General features: G+C 60.2%; 16 protein-coding genes and 1 tRNA gene. 13 read left to right on the forward strand and 4 right to left on the reverse strand.

The features are described 5' to 3' along the window. Positions 1–70 precede the first annotated feature (70 nt). The 5 genes from pal to glmM all read left to right on the forward strand — a co-directional run bounded on the left by pal (position 71) and on the right by glmM (position 6,839). Positions 71–601: a peptidoglycan-associated lipoprotein Pal gene (pal, locus tag AC2GXZ_RS02665; RefSeq protein ID WP_483757569.1), complete on the forward strand. Its 531-nt coding sequence runs from the start codon at positions 71–73 to the stop codon at positions 599–601. Between the two features lie 199 nt (positions 602–800). Next, on the forward strand, positions 801–1,844 hold the full coding sequence (gene ybgF / locus AC2GXZ_RS02670; RefSeq protein WP_483757570.1) for a tol-pal system protein YbgF: 1,044 nt from the start codon (positions 801–803) through the stop codon (positions 1,842–1,844). After that, positions 1,838–3,214 (forward strand): tRNA lysidine(34) synthetase TilS, encoded by a 1,377-nt coding sequence (gene tilS / locus AC2GXZ_RS02675; RefSeq protein WP_483757571.1) that lies wholly within the window; start codon positions 1,838–1,840, stop codon positions 3,212–3,214. The genes ybgF and tilS overlap by 7 nt, the downstream gene beginning before the upstream one ends. A gap of 102 nt (positions 3,215–3,316) precedes the next feature. Then, positions 3,317–5,251 carry an ATP-dependent zinc metalloprotease FtsH gene (ftsH, locus tag AC2GXZ_RS02680; RefSeq protein WP_483757572.1) on the forward strand — a complete coding sequence of 645 codons (1,935 nt, stop codon included), beginning with the start codon at positions 3,317–3,319 and terminating at the stop codon, positions 5,249–5,251. Positions 5,252–5,483: 232 nt separating this feature from the next. Beyond that, positions 5,484–6,839, forward strand: a complete 1,356-nt coding sequence (glmM, locus tag AC2GXZ_RS02685) for a phosphoglucosamine mutase (RefSeq protein WP_483757573.1) — start codon at positions 5,484–5,486, stop codon at positions 6,837–6,839. Between the two features lie 190 nt (positions 6,840–7,029). Here glmM and AC2GXZ_RS02690 read toward each other — a convergent pair whose 3' ends face one another. Next, entirely contained in the window at positions 7,030–8,865 is a 1,836-nt protein-coding gene (locus tag AC2GXZ_RS02690; RefSeq protein WP_483757574.1) for a glycoside hydrolase family 15 protein, read from the reverse strand. Positions 8,866–9,099: 234 nt separating this feature from the next. Here AC2GXZ_RS02690 and AC2GXZ_RS02695 point away from each other — a divergent pair, with 234 nt between their 5' ends. From AC2GXZ_RS02695 to AC2GXZ_RS02710, 4 genes are all read left to right on the forward strand, one after another. Then, positions 9,100–9,927, forward strand: coding sequence for an outer membrane beta-barrel protein (locus AC2GXZ_RS02695; RefSeq protein ID WP_483757575.1), 828 nt, complete (start codon positions 9,100–9,102; stop codon positions 9,925–9,927). A gap of 207 nt (positions 9,928–10,134) precedes the next feature. Next, a complete protein-coding gene (locus AC2GXZ_RS02700) occupies positions 10,135–11,316 on the forward strand; it encodes a phosphoserine transaminase (protein ID WP_483757576.1) in 1,182 nt (393 codons plus the stop codon). Between the two features lie 97 nt (positions 11,317–11,413). Beyond that, on the forward strand, positions 11,414–13,009 hold the full coding sequence (serA, locus tag AC2GXZ_RS02705) for a phosphoglycerate dehydrogenase (protein ID WP_483757577.1): 1,596 nt from the start codon (positions 11,414–11,416) through the stop codon (positions 13,007–13,009). A 267-nt stretch (positions 13,010–13,276) separates the two neighbouring features. Continuing rightward, the gene (locus AC2GXZ_RS02710; RefSeq protein WP_483757578.1) at positions 13,277–14,344 is read left to right on the forward strand and encodes a Tim44 domain-containing protein; all 1,068 of its coding nucleotides are present in this window, start codon (positions 13,277–13,279) and stop codon (positions 14,342–14,344) included. A gap of 8 nt (positions 14,345–14,352) precedes the next feature. On the opposite strand, the gene AC2GXZ_RS02715 is transcribed toward AC2GXZ_RS02710, so the two are convergent. Then, entirely contained in the window at positions 14,353–14,787 is a 435-nt protein-coding gene (locus AC2GXZ_RS02715; RefSeq protein ID WP_483757579.1) for a DUF1810 domain-containing protein, read from the reverse strand. A gap of 98 nt (positions 14,788–14,885) precedes the next feature. On the opposite strand from AC2GXZ_RS02715, the gene AC2GXZ_RS02720 reads away from it, so the two are divergent. The 4 genes from AC2GXZ_RS02720 (at position 14,886) to AC2GXZ_RS02735 (ending at position 18,042) form a co-directional block, all read left to right on the forward strand. Next, on the forward strand, positions 14,886–16,007 hold the full coding sequence (locus AC2GXZ_RS02720) for a mechanosensitive ion channel family protein (protein WP_483757580.1): 1,122 nt from the start codon (positions 14,886–14,888) through the stop codon (positions 16,005–16,007). A 137-nt stretch (positions 16,008–16,144) separates the two neighbouring features. Then, complete coding sequence (gene mnmA, locus AC2GXZ_RS02725; protein WP_483757581.1) at positions 16,145–17,341, forward strand: tRNA 2-thiouridine(34) synthase MnmA; 1,197 nt, start codon at positions 16,145–16,147, stop codon at positions 17,339–17,341. A gap of 203 nt (positions 17,342–17,544) precedes the next feature. Then, positions 17,545–17,621, forward strand: a tRNA-Met gene (locus AC2GXZ_RS02730). A gap of 172 nt (positions 17,622–17,793) precedes the next feature. Next, a complete protein-coding gene (locus AC2GXZ_RS02735; RefSeq protein WP_483757582.1) occupies positions 17,794–18,042 on the forward strand; it encodes a hypothetical protein in 249 nt (82 codons plus the stop codon). 11 nt (positions 18,043–18,053) lie between these two features. Here the strand turns inward: AC2GXZ_RS02735 and AC2GXZ_RS02740 are convergent, their stop codons facing one another. Both AC2GXZ_RS02740 and garL read right to left on the reverse strand, forming a co-directional pair. Beyond that, positions 18,054–18,572 (reverse strand): hypothetical protein, encoded by a 519-nt coding sequence (locus AC2GXZ_RS02740; protein WP_483757583.1) that lies wholly within the window; start codon positions 18,570–18,572, stop codon positions 18,054–18,056. 215 nt (positions 18,573–18,787) lie between these two features. After that, a complete protein-coding gene (gene garL / locus AC2GXZ_RS02745; protein ID WP_483757584.1) occupies positions 18,788–19,567 on the reverse strand; it encodes a 2-dehydro-3-deoxyglucarate aldolase in 780 nt (259 codons plus the stop codon). Positions 19,568–19,610 lie beyond the last annotated feature (43 nt).

Consider the following 19,610-nt stretch of genomic DNA (forward strand, 5'->3'; position numbering starts at 1 on the left):
TGAATATGGTTAACCCAATCCGGTTAGAGTCTGGCAACTCTGAATTTCACCATCCAAGGAGAGACCGGCCATGAGCCGCATTGATACCCCGGCGATGAGCCGCATGCAGACACTCGCTCGCAACCCCGCCGTCATCGCGCTCACGCTGGCCCTGGCGCTTGCTGGTTGCGCCAACAAGAAGAACCTGCCGAACAGCGCCGGCGAGCTTGGCCTCGGTGGCGGGGCCGCGACGCCCGGCTCGAGCCAGGACTTCACCGTCAATGTCGGCGACCGCATCTTCTTCGACACCGATTCGACCTCGGTTCGCGCAGACGCCCAGCAGACGCTCGATCGTCAGGCTCAGTGGCTGGCCCGCTACCCGAACTACGCGATCACCGTCGAAGGTCATGCCGACGAGCGCGGCACTCGCGAATACAACCTTGCACTCGGCGCACGTCGTGCCGCTGCTACCAAGGAATATCTTGCTTCGCGCGGCGTTCCGGCAAACCGCATGAAGACGATCTCCTACGGCAAGGAACGTCCGGTCGCAGTTTGCGACGACATTTCCTGCTGGTCGCAGAATCGCCGTGCCGTTACCGTTCTCGGTGGCGCCGGCATGTAATCTGGCGGCGGCCTGAAAGTGCCGCTGAAAGATGACAATTCGTTAAGAAAAGGTGGTCTTGCGGCCACCTTTTTTGTTTTTCCTTAGTTTGGCCCCGATTCCCCTGATTTTGAACGTCGGCTTGGTTGCTTTTTGGCGGCAGTTATAAAAAATCCGTTTCGCGCCAATCCGGCGCAAATCAGAGAGCAGGACGAACGACATGAAGAAAATTGTCTTGGCAGCGATGCTAGGGCTGGCGGCAATGACGGGCCCTGCCGGGGCCTTCCAGTTTTCATTGCCGAAACTCTTCCAGGGCGAGCAAAGCGCTCCGCAACAGGCACAGACCCAACAGGGGGCCGAAGACCGGCCGGTGATCCTGGCGCAGAGCAATGATGCCGTTCGTATCCAGCAGCTTCAGGAAGAGCTCCGGCAGTTGAACGGCCGGATCGAGGAAATGAGTTATCAGCTGCTGCAGATGCAGGAGCAACTGCGCAAAACGCAGGAAGATAACGAATTCCGCTTCCAGGAACTGGAAAAGAAGAAGAGAAGCGATTTGGGCGACACGACCGGGCAACCGGCCGTGGCGTCCAGCCGCCCTTCGTCGTCTGCGTCGCCGGCCGCACCATCTTCCGGTGCGTCCTCAAGCGGCGGCGACGATGTTGCCCGGATCATCGACGGGCCTTCCGGTGGCGCGGCGCAGAGCAATTCTGCGCCGGCCCCGACGACGCTCGGCTCGATGGAATTCGATCAGAACGGCAACCCGATCGGGACAAACCGCAATGATTCCGCCCGCAATTCCTCGGCTTTGCCGGGGGTGGACACCGGCGCGCCGCGAGCCGGTCAGTCGGGGCTAAGAGATCCTCAGCAGACAGCCTCGCTCGGCAGTGAGGGCGACGATTACAAGGTTGCCTACGATCACGTACTGACCGGCGATTACGGCCTCGCCGAAAACGAGTTCTCAAGCTATATCGGCGCCTATCCGAAGAGCAGCCGGTTGGCCGATGCCAATTTCTGGCTGGGCGAAGCGCAGTATTCGCAGGGCAAATATAACGAGGCAGCCAAAACCTTCCTCAATGCTCACCAGACCTACGGAAAATCACCCAAGGCGCCGGAAATGCTTTTGAAGCTCGGCATGTCTCTTGCCGCACTCGATAATTCCGACACTGCGTGTGCGACCTTGAAGGAAGTGCCGCGTCGTTATCCGAACGCCGCCAAGGCCGTATTGTCCAAGGTCAGCAGCGAGCAGAAGCGTCTCGGTTGCTGAGCGGCGGCGCTGCCGTGCCGGATAATCAGGATTTCGTGTCTGCTGTCGGCGATGCCGCCGAAACTTTTCTGCACCATTTGACCGGCCCAAGCACGATCCTTGCTGCCGTTTCCGGCGGAAGCGATTCGCTCGGCCTGCTTGTCGCTCTTCATCAGGCGCTTGTGGCAAACGGCAAATTCGACCATGCGCTGGTCGCCGCGACCGTTGACCACGCATTGCGGCCCGAGGCCGCGGCAGAGGCCGAGGACGTGGCCCGGCTCTGTGGCGAGCTTTCAATTCCACACAAGATCCTGCGCTGGAGCGGCGAAAAGCCGAAGGCCGGCATTTCCGCCGCCGCGCGCGATGCCCGATACCGGCTGCTGATGCAGGCCGCCGATGCGTTTGACGCCGATGTCATCGTCACCGGCCATACAGGCGACGACCAGCGGGAAACGATCGCCATGCGTGCCGCCCGCAGCAAGGCGGAGATCAATCTCGGTCTGGCGGGGATGGCGGAGGCCGTGCTTGTCGATCGCCGCCGTTGGCTGCTGCGCCCGTTTTTGTCGACCAGCCGCGAGGCAATCCGTGTTTTTCTGCGTCAACAGGGCAGGGGATGGGTAGACGATCCCAGCAATACCGATCGGCATTACGAACGGGTGCGCGTTCGGGGCGCGATGACCACCGCGCCGCCGGAACGAATCGATGACCTCGAAGTGGCGGGCCGGCGACGGACACGCCTTTCGGAAGAGGCGGCGGGGATCTGCCGCCGCCATCTGGTGATCCGGCACAATGTCTTGGCCGAGCTTGCGTCTGAAGCGCTGAACGAGCCTGTCGATGCCCTGCGCCATCTTCTGGCCGTGCTGACCGCCATTCTCGGCGGGCGGTCCCACCTACCGGCGGCCTCGACGATGGATCGCGTGATGGCAATGCTCGAGGGGCGGCAAATGGGCCGCATGACGGCCGGGCGGGTGATCTTCGACCTGCGCCGGCAGGGTCTGTTCATGCATCGGGAAAGCCGCGATCTGCCGACGATCCATGTCGCGGCCGATCAGGACGTGGTGTGGGACATGCGCTACCGGCTCAGCAACAAGACTGGCCGACAGGTGATTATCGGACCGTCAGTGCCGGACAGGACGCGTGCAACCGCAATGTTTGCGGACGTGCCGCCGGCGATTGCGATGCGCGCCATGACTGTGATGCCGCATGTCGGCTCCGTGCCGCCGCAGATTGCCGATAGCAATAACCCGACTGTGATCAGCGCTCCCTTGCTTGCCCCATTCGACCGTTTTTTGCCGCAGTTCGATCTTATTCTTGCGGCGGAATTCGCGGAATTGTTCGGATGCGAGGCACTTCCGGCCGCTCCAATTAAGGTTTTCGAGCGGAAAAGCTAAACGGCGACGCCACCTTGCCTTGGCAAGGGCGTGACGCAACCTTATGTTATGGGCAAGAAAGGCGGCCGCGCCAGCGTCGGCCGTTGCAGTCCGGGGAGTTCGATGAACCCAAACTTTCGTAATTTTGCCCTCTGGGCTATCATAGCCCTCTTGCTGATCGCGTTGTTCAGCATGTTCCAGACGGCGCCCACGCAGACCAGTTCCCGCGAAGTTCCTTATTCGCAGTTCCTGAAGGACGTGGATTCTGGGCGTGTTCGTGACGTCGTGGTAACGGGCAACCGTGTCATGGGTACCTATGCCGAGAATGGCCAGGGCTTCCAGACCTATTCGCCCGTGATCGACGATTCGCTGATCACACGCCTGCAGGAAAAGAACGTCACCATCGTTGCACGTCCGGAAACGGATGGCTCCTCGGGCTTCCTCAGCTATCTCGGCACGCTTTTGCCGATGCTGCTTATCCTCGGCGTCTGGCTGTTCTTCATGCGCCAGATGCAGGGTGGATCGCGTGGCGCGATGGGATTTGGCAAGTCCAAGGCCAAGCTTCTGACCGAAGCACATGGCCGCGTGACCTTCGAAGACGTCGCCGGCGTCGACGAAGCCAAGCAGGATCTCGAAGAAATCGTCGAATTCCTGCGCGACCCGCAGAAGTTCCAGCGGCTCGGTGGTCGTATTCCGCGCGGCGTGCTGCTTGTCGGCCCTCCGGGTACCGGTAAGACATTGCTCGCCCGCTCGGTTGCCGGCGAGGCCAATGTGCCGTTCTTCACGATTTCCGGTTCGGACTTCGTCGAAATGTTCGTCGGCGTCGGTGCAAGCCGCGTCCGCGACATGTTCGAGCAGGCGAAGAAGAATGCGCCTTGCATCATCTTCATCGACGAAATCGACGCCGTCGGTCGTCATCGTGGCGCAGGCCTCGGCGGAGGCAATGACGAGCGCGAGCAGACGCTCAACCAGCTGCTGGTCGAGATGGACGGCTTCGAGGCCAATGAAGGCGTGATCCTGATCGCTGCGACCAACCGTCCGGACGTTCTCGACCCGGCGCTGCTGCGTCCGGGCCGTTTCGACCGCCAGGTCGTCGTGCCGAACCCGGATATCGTCGGTCGCGAGCGTATTCTCAAGGTTCATGCCCGCAACGTTCCGCTGGCACCGAATGTCGATCTCAAGGTTCTTGCGCGTGGGACGCCCGGTTTCTCCGGTGCCGACCTGATGAACCTCGTCAACGAATCGGCCCTGATGGCTGCGCGTCGCAACAAGCGCCTCGTCACCATGCAGGAATTCGAAGACGCCAAGGACAAGATCATGATGGGGGCGGAACGCCGCTCGTCCGCCATGACCGAAGCCGAAAAGAAGCTCACCGCTTATCATGAAGCCGGTCATGCGATCACGGCCGTCAAGGTGCCCGTCGCCGATCCGCTGCATAAGGCTACGATCATTCCGCGCGGACGTGCGCTCGGCATGGTGATGCAGTTGCCGGAAGGCGATCGCTATTCGATGAGCTACAAGTGGATGGTCTCACGCCTCGTCATCATGATGGGCGGCCGCGTTGCCGAGGAAATCACCTTCGGCAAGGAGAACATCACGTCCGGCGCGTCCTCCGACATCGAACAGGCTACCAAGCTTGCTCGTGCCATGGTCACGCAATGGGGCTTCTCCGACGTGCTTGGTCAGGTTTCCTATGGTGAGAACCAGCAGGAAGTCTTCCTCGGCCATTCCGTCTCGCAGTCGAAGAATGTTTCGGAATCGACGGCACAGAAGATCGACACGGAAGTCCGCCGGCTGATCGACGAGGCCTATACCGAGGCTCGCCGTATCCTCACCGAAAATCACGACGAATTCGTCGCGATTGCCGAAGGTCTTCTCGAATACGAGACGCTGACGGGCGAGGAAATCAAGGCGCTGATGCGAGGCGACAAGCCGTCGCGCGATCTCGGTGACGATTCGGCACCGGCGCGCGGTTCAGCGGTACCGAGCACCGGCACCAAGAAGGATGAGCCCAAGGGTGGCGAACCCGAAGGCGGGCTCGAGCCCCAGCCGCACTAAGCGGATGATGAGACTGACAAAGGCCGCCGCGGAGTGATCCGGGGCGGCTTTTTTATGTTAACGATGACTTATCCGGTCACGGGATATGATCGGCTTTGATGCTAATTTAAGTGCTTGTGCCCCGAACCTGTGGCATGAGCCGGATAACGCCGATCCTCAATGACGCGGCAGCGGACGCACAGGCCTTGCCTGATCCGCAGCGCGCAGATCGAGCGATGATGAAGGAGATTACATGGCACGCCGCTATTTCGGTACCGATGGCATTCGCGGACATTCCAACGTCTTCCCGATGACGCCCGATCTCGCCATGCGGGTGGGCATCGCGGTTGGGACAATCTTCCGCAACGGCAACCATCGCCACCGCGTCGTAATCGGCAAGGATACACGCCTGTCGGGTTACATGCTGGAAAATGCGATGGTCGCAGGCTTCACGGCGGCCGGGCTCGACGTCTTCCTGCTTGGCCCGATCCCGACGCCGGCCGTGGCGATGCTGACGCGCTCGCTGCGTGCCGATGTCGGCGTGATGATCTCGGCCTCGCATAACCCGTTCGAGGACAATGGCATCAAGCTGTTCGGCCCGGACGGTTACAAATTGTCCGACGAACTGGAAGCCCGGATCGAAGACCTGCTCGACAGCGACCTGCATGCCCAGCTCGCCAAGTCCGCAGATATCGGCCGGGCGAAACGCGTCGAGGGCGACATTTACCGTTATATCGAGCAGGCCAAGCGGACGCTGCCGCGCGATGTGACGTTGCACGGACTGCGCGTTGCGATCGACTGCGCCAATGGCGCTGCCTACAAGGTCGCGCCGCTGGCGCTGTGGGAACTCGGTGCGGAAGTGGTGACGATCGGCAATGAACCGAACGGCACCAATATCAATCTCGATTGCGGCTCCACCAGCCCGGAACAGTTGCAGAAGAAGGTCCATGAAGTACGCGCCGATATCGGCATCGCACTCGATGGCGATGCAGACCGGGTGATCATCGTCGACGAGAATGGCGAGATCATCGACGGTGACCAGTTGATGGCGGTGATTGCGGAAAGCTGGGCGCAGGACCAGCGCCTGACGGGTGGCGGCATTGTCGCGACCGTGATGTCCAATCTCGGGCTCGAGCGTTTCCTCGGGTCCAAGGACCTGACGCTGGCGCGTACCAAGGTCGGCGACCGTTACGTGGTCGAGCATATGCGCCACAATGATTTCAACGTCGGCGGCGAGCAGTCCGGCCACATCGTGCTGTCGGATTTCGGCACGACCGGCGATGGACTTGTGGCGGCTCTGCAGATCCTTGCCTGCGTCAAGAAGTCCGGTCGTCCGGTAAGCGAAGTGTGCCGCCGGTTCGAACCGGTGCCGCAGCTTTTGAAGAATGTTCGTTTCGCCGGCGGCAAGCCGCTCGAAGATGCCATGGTTCGCCAGGCGATCGCCGATGCGGAAGCCGAACTCGGCGCCAAGGGCCGTCTGGTCATCCGCCCGTCTGGCACCGAGCCGCTGATCCGCGTGATGGCGGAAGGCGACGATCGTGCCCAGGTCGAAAAGATCGTCAACGGCCTGATCGACGTGATCGGCAATGTCCGGTCGGAAGCTGCTTAATTATCGGATTGCTCGCCGTGTTTCGGCAAGTCCCCCTCTGGCCTGGCGGCCATCTCCCCCACAAGGGGGAGAGACTTTGCCGCGTCCGCTGCCTTTATATGACGCCATGAGGCTGCGGCTTGGTTAAGCCCTCCCCCTTGCGGGGACGGGTGGGAGGGGCCTTTCTTTCGCGGACGCTTGCTGCCCCAATTTACGGCCGCCATTCCCTGAACTTCCCGTCCAGCGCGCCGTCGAGATAAAAGGCGGCGCTGATCAGGGCGAGGTGGGTAAGGGCCTGCGGGAAGTTTCCGAGAAACTCGCCCCGCGGATCGAATTCCTCGGCATAAAGCTGCAGGTGGTTGCCGAAAAGCAGCAGTTTTTCCATGTTGATCTCGGCCTCCTGCAGGCGACCGGCGCGGGCAAGGCACTCGACGAACCAGAACGAGCAGGCACCGAAGAAGCCTTCCTTACCGCCCAGCCCATCCTGCCATTTGTAACGCATCACGAGGCTGTCGTCGGCAAGTTCCCGCGATATCGCATCGAGCGTCGCAAGCCATTTCGGATCGGTGGCGCTGATGAAGCGAACGAGCGGCATCATCAGCATCGAGGCGTCCAGCTGCGTGCCGCCTCGGGCATGGACGAAATGGCCATGCTTTTCGTTCCAGAAATTCTGCCAGATATCTTCGGTAATGGCATTGCGGGTCTCCACCCATTGGCCGAAAGGTGCTGCCAGCGAACGCTTCTGGGCCAGCCTCAGCGCACGGTCGACAGCGACCCAGCACATCAGTCGCGAGTGGAGATGTTCCTGCGGCTCGCTGCGCGCCTCCCATATGCCGGCATCCGGCTCACGCCAGACTGCGCAGACATGATCGACGGCATTTCTGACCGCCAGCCAGTTCTCGTGGGAAATGGAGCCGCCGTATTTGTTGGTGATGTAGATGGAATCGAGCAGTTCGCCATAGATGTCGAGCTGCACCTGACCGGCAGCGTCATTGCCGACCCTCACCGGGCGGGCGCCTCCATAGCCGGAAAGATGGTCGAGCGAGCCCTCACGCGCCACGCGGCTGCCATCCATGTTGTACATGATCTGGACCTTCCCGTCGGAACGGTCGGTCCTTTCGCTGATCCAGCGACCGAAGGCGCTTGCTTCCTCCAAGTAACCGAGGCGCATCAGCGCGTAGATGGAAAAGGATGCGTCGCGGATCCAGGTGGCGCGATAATCCCAGTTGCGCTCTCCGCCCGGCGCCTCCGGCAAGCCGAATGTGCCGGCGGCGGCGATCGAGCCATATTCCGCCGAGGTCAGCATCTTCAGCGCCAATGCCGAACGGGTGACCGAAGAGCGCCAGCGGCCGCGATAGGTGGATTTTTTCGCCCATCGCTGCCAGTAGTCGGTCGTCTCGCGGATCGTCGCCTCGATTGCCGCCTTGTCCGGGGCGTGGCGCGTTTCGTCTCCGTCAAGAATGAAGTCGATGCTTTCGCCACCCTTCAGGGTGAATTCGGCCGTCACCGCGCCATGTTTGCCGTGGAAGGCAACGGGACCGGACAGGCGCAGGGTGAAGTCGCCGCAATGGAAGAGTGCATGGCCTTTTCGCGTCACCACTTTCGGCGTCTGGCGGGCATAATCGAACCGCGGCCAGCATTTCAGCACGAAGCTGACTTCGCCGCGGGTGACGGCCACCCGGCGAATGAGGGCCGAGGGTTCCTTTTCGCTCTTCGGCAACGGCATCAGGTCGGTTATCTCGGCGCTTTTATCATTGCCGAGCCAGCGCGTCATGAGAACATTGCTTTCGGGAACATACATCTGAAGGCGGCGGGCACCGTCGATTTTCGGCTGCAGTTCGAATGCACCACCCTTTTCCGGATCGAGCAGCGCCGCAAAGATGCTCGGGCTGTCGAAATTCGGCCAGCATAGATAATCGATCGCGCAGTCCTTGGCGACGAGAGCGATGGTTCGCATGTTGCCGATGGCGCCGTGCTCGGCGATGGGGCGAGGGACGTCGACCTTGTTGACGATCGATTTGCCGGCATCGTCTTTCACTTGCTTCACGGCCAAGTCCTTTCTCGTTATGCGCATGTCAACGCAGCAGAAAGGGATCGGCTCCATCCGGGAAGAACTGACATTTCCGTGAAATCGGCAAATAACGCGGACGTCCCGGAAAGGAACAGATCGGTAAATGCGTATAGTTAAGCGGGGCTTAACTTTTATCCTTCATTCTCCATACCAAATATGTTGGCCGACGCGTGATGCTTACCATCCGCGTTGAAGCTTGGAGAACCGAATATGAAGAAGCGTCTTGCAGCCGCAATTGCCGCAGCAATGCTGTCGGCTGGCGTCGCCCATTCCGCGGACCTCTATCAACCGCAGCCGGCGCCGATGCTGGAAGCACCGGAAGTGACGGTGCAGGAAGCCAGTGGCTGGTACCTTCGCGGTGATGCGGGTTATTCCTTCAACCGCATCCGCGGGGCGGAATTCTTCCAGGGCTCCAACAGCAACATGGTCGACTTCAGCCATACCGATCTCAAGGACAGTTTCGTCCTCGGCGGCGGTGTCGGTTACCAGATCAACAATTACCTGCGAACCGACCTGACCTTCGACTATCTCGGCAAGTCGAAGTTTAACGGCGGCACCAGCGGCTTCTGCAGCGGCGTGGCGTGCACATCGGACGACCGCTCCAGCATGAAGGCCTATTCGCTGATGGCGAACGCCTATGTCGACCTCGGCACCTACAGCTATTTCACGCCCTATCTCGGCGCCGGTATCGGCGGCTCCTACGTGAAGTGGGACAAGCTGCGCAACACGATCTGCGACGATCCTTCGGCACCCGGTTGCTACACGACCGAACATGGCGACAAGGGCAAATGGCGCCTCAGTTACGCCATCATGGCCGGCACCACGGTCGATATTACCTGCAACCTCAAGGCCGATATCGGTTACCGCTACCGCTACATCGTCGGTGGCGACATGTTCGGATATGCGGACAATGGCGGTCCGGGCCGCGACAAGGGTATCTCCTCGCACGAGGCCCGAATCGGTGCGCGCTACAATTTCAGTGGTTGTGACACGCCGGCAGCCTACGAACCGGAACCGGCACCGCTGGTCTACAAGTAAGCTTCCTATCTTTTTCGCAGAGCCGCCTTCGGGCGGCTCTTTGCGTTTTCGGCATGTGACTTAGATCCGACGGCGGTCGGGACGTTTGCGGGACAGAAAATTTTCGGCCGCATGGCAACCCGCTTGACTGTGAAAGCCGACAGGCATATTCACGACGGCGGGACACTCCTCCCCAACGAGGAGCCAATTACCTGGAAGGGTATACATATGGCCAATGCCGCCGCAAAGCCGGACATCCGTCCGAATAACGCCCATTTTTCTTCTGGCCCTTGCGCCAAGCGTCCCGGTTGGTCGCTTGAAGCGCTTTCCGATGCCCCGCTCGGTCGTTCGCACCGCGCCAAAGTTGGCAAGGACAAGCTGGCACAGGCCATCAATTTCACCCGCGAAATTCTGAACGTTCCGGCCGACTACCGCATCGGCATCGTTCCGGCTTCCGATACCGGCGCTGTCGAAATGGCGATGTGGTCGCTGCTCGGCGAGCGCGGCGTCGACATGGTTGCCTGGGAAAGTTTTGGTGCCGGCTGGGTCACCGACGTCGTCAAGCAGCTGAAGCTCAAGGACGTCCGGAAGATCGAGGCCGATTACGGCCTGCTGCCCGACCTTTCCACGATCGATTTCGATCGTGACGTGGTCTTCACCTGGAACGGCACCACTTCGGGCGTCCGCGTTCCGAACGCCGATTTCATTCCGGCCGACCGCAAGGGCCTGACGATCTGCGACGCCACGTCTGCGGCGTTTGCGCAGGACATGGACTTTGCCAAACTCGACGTCGTGACCTTCTCCTGGCAGAAGGTTCTGGGCGGCGAGGGCGGTCACGGCATGATCATCCTCAGCCCACGCGCCGTCGAACGGCTCACCACCTATGTTCCGGCCTGGCCGCTGCCGAAGATCTTCCGCATGACTTCGGGTGGCAAGCTTTCCGAAGGCATCTTCAAGGGCGAAACAATCAACACGCCGTCGATGCTCTGCGTCGAGGACTATATCGATGCGCTCAACTGGGCAAAGTCGATCGGCGGTCTTGAAGGCCTGATCGCCCGCGCCGACGCCAATGCCAAGGTGATCTTCGATTTCGTCGCGGCAAACGACTGGATCGCCAATCTGGCGCAGGTCGACGAGACCCGTTCCAACACCTCCGTCTGCCTGAAAATTGCCGACGCCGATGTCGCCGCTCTCGATGCCGATGCGCAGGCGGCCTTTGCCAAGGGCATGACGTCGATCCTCGAAAAGGAAGGCGTTGCGCTCGATGTCGGTGCCTACCGTGACGCGCCGTCCGGTCTTCGCATCTGGGCCGGTGCCACGATCGAAGAGGCCGACATGAAGGCGCTGATGCCGTGGCTCGCTTACGCGTTCGAAACGCAGAAGGCGACGCTGTCCAAGGCTGCTGCCTGATCCGATTTCCGGTGCCGCCTTCTCTCTTGTTCAAGAGAGTGCGGCACCGTCTCATCCCGCATTCTCAAGACTGAACCCTTTTTCAGGAGCCCAAACCATGGCACCTCGCGTACTCGTATCCGACGAACTGTCTGAAACCGCCGTCCAGATCTTCCGCGATCGCGGCGTCGAAGTCGATTTCCAGCCGAAACTCGGCAAGGACAAGGACAAGCTTGCCGAGATCATCGGCAATTATGACGGTCTCGCCATCCGTTCGGCCACCAAGGCGACGGAAAAGCTGATCGCTGCCGCAACCAATCTCAAGGTCATCGGTCGCGCCGGTATCGGCGTCGACAATGTCGACATCCCGGCCGCTTCCAAGCGCGGTATCATCGTCATGAACACCCCGTTCGGCAATTCGATCACGACCGCGGAACATGCCATCGCGCTGATGTTCGCCGTTGCCCGCCAGTTGCCGCAGGCTGATGCCTCGACCCAGGCCGGCAAGTGGGAAAAGTCGAAATTCATGGGTGTCGAAATCACCGGCAAGACGCTTGGCGTCATCGGTGCCGGCAATATCGGCGGCATCGTCTGCAAGAAGGCGATCGGCCTTGGCATGAACGTCATCGCCTACGATCCCTTCCTGTCGACCGAGCGTGCGCAGGAAATGGGCGTCGAGAAGGTCGAGCTTGAAGACCTGCTCGCCCGCGCCGACTTCATCACCCTGCATGTGCCGATGACCGACAAGACCCGCGGCATTCTCGGCAAGGAGAACCTTGCCAAGACCAAGCCCGGTGTTCGTATCATCAACTGTGCCCGTGGCGGTCTGGTCGATGAGGCAGCCCTTGCCGAAGCCATCAAGTCCGGTCATGTCGCCGGTGCCGGTTTCGACGTGTTTGAGGTCGAGCCTGCTACGGAGAGCCCGCTTTTCGGTCTTCCGAATGTCGTCTGCACCCCGCATCTGGGCGCATCGACCACGGAAGCGCAGGAAAATGTTGCCCTGCAGGTTGCCGAACAGATGTCGGATTATCTCGTCAAGGGTGCCGTTTCCAACGCCATCAACATGCCGTCGATCACCGCTGAAGAAGCGCCGATCCTGAAGCCGTTCATTCGCCTTGCCGACGTTCTCGGCGCCTTTGTCGGCCAGGTTTCGGATGACCCGATCAAGGAAATCGAGATCCTGTTCGATGGCCAGACGGCCAATATGAACACACGTGCGCTGACCTCGGCACTGCTCGCCGGTCTGATCCGCAACCAGGTGGCCGACGTCAACATGGTTTCGGCCCCGATCATGATCAAGGAAAAGGGCATCGTGCTTTCCGAGGTCAAGCGCGACAAGACCGGCGTTTACGACGGTTACATAAAGCTGACGGTGAAGACCGAAAAGCAGACCCGTTCGGTTGCCGGTACGGTGTTCTCCGATGGCAAACCACGTTTCATCCAGATCAAGGGCATCAACCTCGATGCCGATGTGGGTGCCAACATGGTTTATATCTCCAATACCGACGTTCCCGGCATGATCGGTTTCATGGGCACGACGCTCGGCAATGCCGGCGTCAACATCGCCAACTTCCAGCTCGGTCGCGAGAAGGGTGGCGGCGATGCCATCGCTCTTCTTTATGTCGACGGTCCGGTGGCGCAGGATGTGCTCGACAAGCTGACGGCCAACGAGGCGATCCGCCAGGCACGTCAACTGGTGTTCAACGTCGACTGAGACTTTCGGTCTTCGAAGTTCATTTCCTCCCAAGGAAAACGGAAAAGGGCCTGGTGCTTGCCGCATCGGGCCCTTTTTCCGTGCTGCTCTCGATTATGTGATCGGATCACATCTGAAAACGTCCTTTGGTTGTATTTCGGTCAATTGGCTCTCGTCGTGAAGTCGGATAGCTACTAAAGCGGGAAAAATTGGCGGGGCCTCTAAAAATCCGGCCATCATTCCCCATATCAGGGCAAGGACCGCATTGGGCGGCCAGAGGAGAATTTGATGTTATCCAAGCTTCGGCGTTTCCAGAAACTCTTCGCGATCCTCGCGGTCGGAATGGCAGTTTCTCTAACAGCCGTCGATATGGCGGAAGCACGTCGCGCCAGCGGCGGTTCGAGCTTCGGCAGCCGCGGCACGCGCACCTTTGCGGCCCCGCCGACCACCAATACGGCGCCGGGTGCAGCCAACGGCATCAACCGTTCGATGACACCGAATACGCAGCAGAACGCCGCAAGCCCAGCCAACGGCATGGGCCAGGCCGCGCAGCAGCGTCGTCCGGGCATGTTCGGCGGGATGTTTGGCGGCCTCCTCGGCGGTCTGGCTCTCGGTGGCCTGTTCGGCATGCTGATGGGTAACGGTTTCGGCGGCATGGCCGGTTTCATGGGTATGTTGCTGCAGATCGCGCTGATCGGCGGCCTTGCCATGCTGGCTTTCCGTTTCTTCGGTCGCCGCCAGCAGCAGGCGGCCGGTCCTGCGGGCAATGCCCGCAGCTACGGTTCGGATGACCGCGAGCAGCCGCAGAACAATGCCTACCAGTCCCAGCAGCCGGGACAGGGCGGCGGTTTCCAGATCCCGAAGATCGGTTCGCTTGGCGGCGGTTCGGCATCGGGCTTTGGTGGCGGTCAAACTGCTGCGCCGCGTCAGGCCGGCCCGGAAACCGACGAAGTCGGCATCACCAACCGCGACCTCAGCCAGTTCGAGAAGCTGCTGACGGACGTGCAGGGTGCCTATGGTGACGAAGACTATGCCAAGCTGCGCGCTCTCACAACGCCGGAAGCCATGTCCTACCTTGCCGAAGAACTCGGTGAGAACGCCACCAATGGCGTCAAGAACGAGGTGAAGGACGTGAAGCTGCTTCAGGGCGATCTGTCCGAAGCATGGCGCGAAAACGGCCAAGAATATGCGACGGTGGCACTGCGTTATTCGTCGATCGACTTCCTGCGCGATCGCAACAGCGGCAACGTCGTTGACGGCGATCCGAACCACGAAACCGAAGCTGTCGAAGTCTGGACCTTCGTGCGCAAGCCGGCCAATGACTGGAAGCTTTCGGCGATCCAGTCTGCCGCCTGAGGTTTTGACTAGATGTTGAGGAGCGCGGCTGTCTGACCGTCGTGCTCCCCTTCGTAGAACATGTGAAGGGCTCGCTCGAAAGGCGAGCCCTTTTCGCTGACCAGATGGAACAGCGTCATCGAGCTCCTGAACTTGGGGTCGTCGGTCGAACCGAGAATGGCATGGGCGGTGCGTCCCTCATGGGCAAGCATGGCCGTGGTGCATTCGCCAAGTCGCCAGCCGAGAAGGGGATGTTCGAGATAGGCAACCGCTTCCGCCCGCGAGCTGATGGCAAAACGCTGCGACATCGCCGATGTGCCCAATCCGGTCAGCTGCGGAAAAATATACCACATCCAGTGGCTTTTCTTTTCGCCATCACGCAGTTCGGCAATCACCTGATTGTAGATTTCGGCCTGCGCTTCGACAAAACGAGTGAGATCGAAAATCTCAGATCGTTCATTCATGATTTTCTCCTCACCCCGATTGCGGCATCAAGGAGGAAAAAGATGATATTTTTGCGGCCGATCTTTTCTATGTTGCATCGCACCCTAACTGGGATGCGATGAACCGCTTCATTGTCGAATTTCGCCAATATACCGACTGGCTGCCAAACTGGGTGGTGAGCCTCGTTGTGCTTGCCGCAGCCATCCTGATCGGGCTTGCCATTCACCGGCTGACTTTCCGCATCCTGACACGGCTGGTCGAAAACAGGGATCTGTTCTGGCGCTCGATCGTGTCGCGCGGCAAGCGGCCGCTCAGGCTTGCAATCCTGACATTCACGCTATCGGTTGCCGCCACGATCGCACCGCTTGCGCCCCGGCCGGCGGACATCATCCGCCACATCCTGCTGATCGGCTTCATCCTCGTTCTCGGGTGGTCGGCCAAGGCTGCCCTGCATATCTGGACGACTGTCTATCTGAGGCGCTTCAAGCTGGATGCGGAAGACAACCTTTTGGCGCGTGCCCATGTCACCCAGTCGCGCATTGCCGAGCGCATAGCCGGGGCGATGATCGTGGTGATCACGATCGCCGCGATGCTGATGACATTCCCGGCCGTGCAGCAATATGGCGTCAGCGTGCTGGCATCGGCCGGCGTCGCCGGTATCGTGCTGGGTCTTGCGCTGCAGCCGATGCTGAAAAACATATTCGCCGGCATCCAACTCGCCATCACCCAACCCATCCGGATCGACGACGCCCTGATCGTCGAAGGCGAGTGGGGTAATGTCGAGGAAATCACCTCCACCTATGTCGTGGTGAAACTGTGGGACTGGAGACGGATGATCCTGCCTCTTTCCTATTTCATCGAGAACCCGTTTCAGAACTGGACCCGCGAAGGCTCGGCTCTTATCGGCACGGTGATGATCTATCTCGATTACACGATCCCGGTTTCGGTCATCCGTCAGAAAGTGGAGGAAATAGCCGCAGCTTCGAAGATCTGGGACAAACGCGTGGTCAATGTCCAGGTCACCGATTTTCGCGAAAGCGTCATGGAGATCCGTGTCCTCGTCTCCGCCAACAACGCGCCCAAGACCTTCGACATGCGCTGCGAGATGCGCGAAAAGCTCGTCGAATTCATCCAGCGCGAATATCCGAATGCGCTGCCGAAAGTCAGGACAGATCGCCCGATCGACGGCACTGCCGCTGCCGTGGCCAGCGCCGTACATCAGGCTTCGTTTCAGTCCTGATGCCGTGATGCTTGCACGCGGGATGAATAGTTTCTATATCCGGCTGATATTGCCCGGCTGGCGGCCGATCCCGCGCCGGGTTCGAAGTGCCGCCGAAGGATCGGCAGGGCATCAGGAATTGCAGCGAGAGTTGTCCCGTGAATACGCTGGATTTTGACAAGAAGCCGGAAGATACCCGCGTGGTCGTCGCCATGTCGGGCGGTGTGGATTCGTCCGTCGTCGCCGGGCTTTTGAAGCAACAGGGTTATGACGTGCTGGGCATCACGCTGCAGCTCTATGACCATGGCGCGGCTGTGCACCGGGCGGGCTCCTGCTGCGCCGGCCAGGATATCGACGACGCGCGGCGCGTCTGCGAAACGCTGGGAATTCCGCACTATGTACTCGATTACGAAAAGCGGTTCCGCGAAACGGTGATCAATCCGTTTGCCGAAGCTTATGCGATGGGCGAAACGCCGGTTCCCTGCGTCGCCTGCAACCAGACGGTCAAGTTCGCCGATCTCCTGGCGACTGCCCGTGAACTCGGTGCCGATGCGCTGGCGACCGGCCACTACATTCGTTCGGCTGCCAATCCGCGTGCCGAAAATCCGCACAGCCGGGCGCTCTACCGCCCGATCGACAGCGACCGCGACCAGAGCTGGTTCCTGTTCGCGACAACGCAGGAGCAGATCGATTACCTGCGTTTCCCGCTCGGTGGAATGTCGAAGGCGCAGGTGAGGGAGCTTGCCGAAGAGATGGGCCTCGTTGTCGCCAAGAAGGCCGACAGCCAGGACATCTGTTTCGTGCCTGCCGGAAAATATGCCGACATCATCAACAAGGTGAAGCCGAATGCGGCGCTTGCCGGTGATATCGTCCATATGGACGGTCGTGTGCTCGGCCAGCATGATGGCATCGTGCATTACACGATCGGCCAGCGTAAGGGGCTTGGCGTGGCGACAGGCGAACCCCTTTATGTGGTTTATCTCGATGCGCGCACACGCCGGGTCATCGTCGGGCCGAAGGAAGCGCTGGACACTCACCGTGTCTATCTGCGCGATATGAACTGGCTTGGCGATGCGTCGCTGGAAGATGACGCGGGCAAGGGATTTGCCTGCTTTGCCAAGGTTCGCTCGACGCGTCCGCCGACCCCGGCGGTGCTGAATGTCAACGAGCGCGGCATTTATGTTGACCTGTCCATCGGTGAAGCGGGTGTGGCGCCTGGCCAGGCCTGCGTGCTCTATTCCGCGATCGGTCCTGATGCACGGGTTTATGGCGGCGGTTTCATCGAGCGTTCGGAGCGTGCGGAAGAGGCCGAAGCCTCGATCCGGCAGTTGCTTGCCCGACCTGTGGCAGCCTGACGGCCAAACGGACGAGGGGCCTCGCGCAAACGGTATCCGGTGATTTGGTGTTGATCCTCTGCCCCGTGAAGGCGTGAATGGCAGGTGCTGAAATAGAGGGTTGAAACTCCTCTTTTTTCTCCGCCGATGTGCTTGACACTTTGGTGACACGGGCTTTATAAGCCGCACATCCAAACGGGCCGAGCCAAGTGCGAAGCCCTTGTGGCGGGGTAGCTCAGGTGGTTAGAGCAGCGGAATCATAATCCGCGTGTCGGGGGTTCAAGTCCCTCTCCCGCTACCAAAATTCCCGAAAATCATCTCTGTTATGCCTGAAGCCGTTCCCGTGAGAACAGGCTTGTTTCATGCTATACGTTGCACCCTATACGTTGCACCTTGGAACCTTGGTTTCGCATGGTTCGTGCGACTGTTTTGAAACGCTAGCCAACCCGTTGCCAAGGGTGTAGAGCTTCGGCATGGCTCTCGATCCCGTCAAAGCTTTTTCCGACTACGGCGAAACGAAATGTAGCGTGCAGTTCTGGACTGCCGGCGCTGCCTCTGTCGAATTCGATTCTCTCAAGGCTGCCGTCCGATATGCAAAAGATAACGGCGGCCGGTGGGCGGAGCTTGAGATCACGGTGCACCTGCCGCGCGAGGACATCGTTTACGCGACGGAAAAAGTCCACAGGCTGATCGAGTCATTAAAGGACCGGCCGCGGAAGTAACCTTTATCGCTTTAACGCGGGGCGATGAAGCTGAAGCGTGACAATGCGGCGCCGCGTGCGAGAATTTCATCCTCACTTATATCCGGCAGCATCGGTGCGTATCGCGAAATCAGTGCTTTTCGAAGATCCGCCGTCGACCGTACCGACGGTAGGGAATGCCGGAACTGTTCAGTCGTCACCAGATCGACCGGAAGGCGCTGGAGGACTTCGACGCAGAACGCGACCCTGTATGCGGTCATGTCGACGACCGGAAGCTGCTCTCTTCCGTCGGGAAGGCGCTTGCCGGGCCGCAGGATCGGAATGACGGCATAACATTTGCCGACAGCGTTATCGGTGGCCTCGAGATTGAAATGGACGAATTCGGTGTCTAGCATCGCGACATCCGAATAGTCGCGAGGGTGAAGTCGAACCCATCCCTCGACGCCGAGACGGGAACAAAACTCGTCGAATGATATGGTTTTTTCGGCGCCTTGATCATCCAGAATACCGATCCTGGTGCCGTCGGAGGAATATTGCTTCTGGCTCGTCAATGCCCGTAAAACTCCTGCGATGGATAAGCTGCGGGTGAAGATGCCAAGGATATGGCGCCGCCGCAAGGAGAAGCCGTCGCCCTATCGGCAAAGGGGCGCGAGCGGAGGATTGCAGACGCCTCCGATCGACAGCGAGACAATTCTCGCCGTCATGTCTTGTGCCGTGATCGGTCACCACTTCTCAGCGTGCCGATCGTCTTATCCCCCACCCGGACCTAGATGTATTTTTCTCTCAGAGCCTGGGTCGCTCCCTTGAAGACGCCGAGGTCGGAGCCAACGGCGACGAAGGTGGCGCCCATGTCAAGATAACGGCGTGCATCGGCCTCTGCCGGTGCCAGGATGCCGGACGGCTTGCCTTTAGATCTGGCGGCGTCAAAGACGGATTTGATCGCCGCCTGGACCTCCGGATGGCCAGCATTGCCGAGATGGCCGCAGGCGGCGGCAAGATCAGAAGGACCGACAAAAAGCCCGTCGACGCCCCTGGTGGCGGCAATCGCTTCGGAGGCGGCCACGCCCGCGGCGTTTTCGATCTGCACGACGACGGTCACATTCTCGTTGATCACCTTCATATAGTCGGTGACGGTGCCGTAATGGTTGGAGCGCTGGGCGACGGAGACACCGCGCACACCTTCGGGCGGATAACGGGTCGCCGCAACGGCAGCCTTGGCTTCCTCGACATTCTGCACGAAAGGGACAAGGAAGTTATAGACGCCGGCATCGAGCAGGCGCTTGATCAGCACCGTGTCGTTCCATTGCGGGCGCACGACGGGCGCGGAGGATGAATCCTTCAGCGCCATCAATTGCGGGATCAGCGACAGGATGTCGTTGGGCGCATGTTCCAGATCCATCAGCAGCCAGTCGAAACCGGCAAGGCCGAGCACTTCGGTGGTGATCGGACTACCGAGCGCACTCCAGCACCCGATCAGACGCTTGCCGGCCAGAAGATCCTGGCGGAACCTGTTGGGGAAGGCCGTATACGGCACGTGAATGGACATTTTCTCTCCCTTTCCTCTCTCGTTTCTCAGCCGGACCGTGTCG

The sequence above is a fragment of the Aliirhizobium sp. YIM B11859 genome (assembly GCF_057163345.1).

What these genes read in the sequence shown, in the direction of transcription:
- AC2GXZ_RS02715 (WP_483757579.1), bottom strand. Translation starts at nt 14,787, where the DNA reads ATGAATGAACGATCTGAGATTTTCGATCTCACTCGTTTTGTCGAAGCG.
- AC2GXZ_RS02700 (WP_483757576.1), top strand. Translation starts at nt 10,135, where the DNA reads ATGGCCAATGCCGCCGCAAAGCCGGACATCCGTCCGAATAACGCCCAT.
- AC2GXZ_RS02720 (WP_483757580.1), top strand. Translation starts at nt 14,886, where the DNA reads ATGAACCGCTTCATTGTCGAATTTCGCCAATATACCGACTGGCTGCCA.
- glmM (WP_483757573.1), top strand. Translation starts at nt 5,484, where the DNA reads ATGGCACGCCGCTATTTCGGTACCGATGGCATTCGCGGACATTCCAAC.
- serA (WP_483757577.1), top strand. Translation starts at nt 11,414, where the DNA reads ATGGCACCTCGCGTACTCGTATCCGACGAACTGTCTGAAACCGCCGTC.
- AC2GXZ_RS02695 (WP_483757575.1), top strand. Translation starts at nt 9,100, where the DNA reads ATGAAGAAGCGTCTTGCAGCCGCAATTGCCGCAGCAATGCTGTCGGCT.
- ftsH (WP_483757572.1), top strand. Translation starts at nt 3,317, where the DNA reads ATGAACCCAAACTTTCGTAATTTTGCCCTCTGGGCTATCATAGCCCTC.
- pal (WP_483757569.1), top strand. Translation starts at nt 71, where the DNA reads ATGAGCCGCATTGATACCCCGGCGATGAGCCGCATGCAGACACTCGCT.
- AC2GXZ_RS02735 (WP_483757582.1), top strand. Translation starts at nt 17,794, where the DNA reads ATGGCTCTCGATCCCGTCAAAGCTTTTTCCGACTACGGCGAAACGAAA.
- ybgF (WP_483757570.1), top strand. Translation starts at nt 801, where the DNA reads ATGAAGAAAATTGTCTTGGCAGCGATGCTAGGGCTGGCGGCAATGACG.
- garL (WP_483757584.1), bottom strand. Translation starts at nt 19,567, where the DNA reads ATGTCCATTCACGTGCCGTATACGGCCTTCCCCAACAGGTTCCGCCAG.
- AC2GXZ_RS02710 (WP_483757578.1), top strand. Translation starts at nt 13,277, where the DNA reads ATGTTATCCAAGCTTCGGCGTTTCCAGAAACTCTTCGCGATCCTCGCG.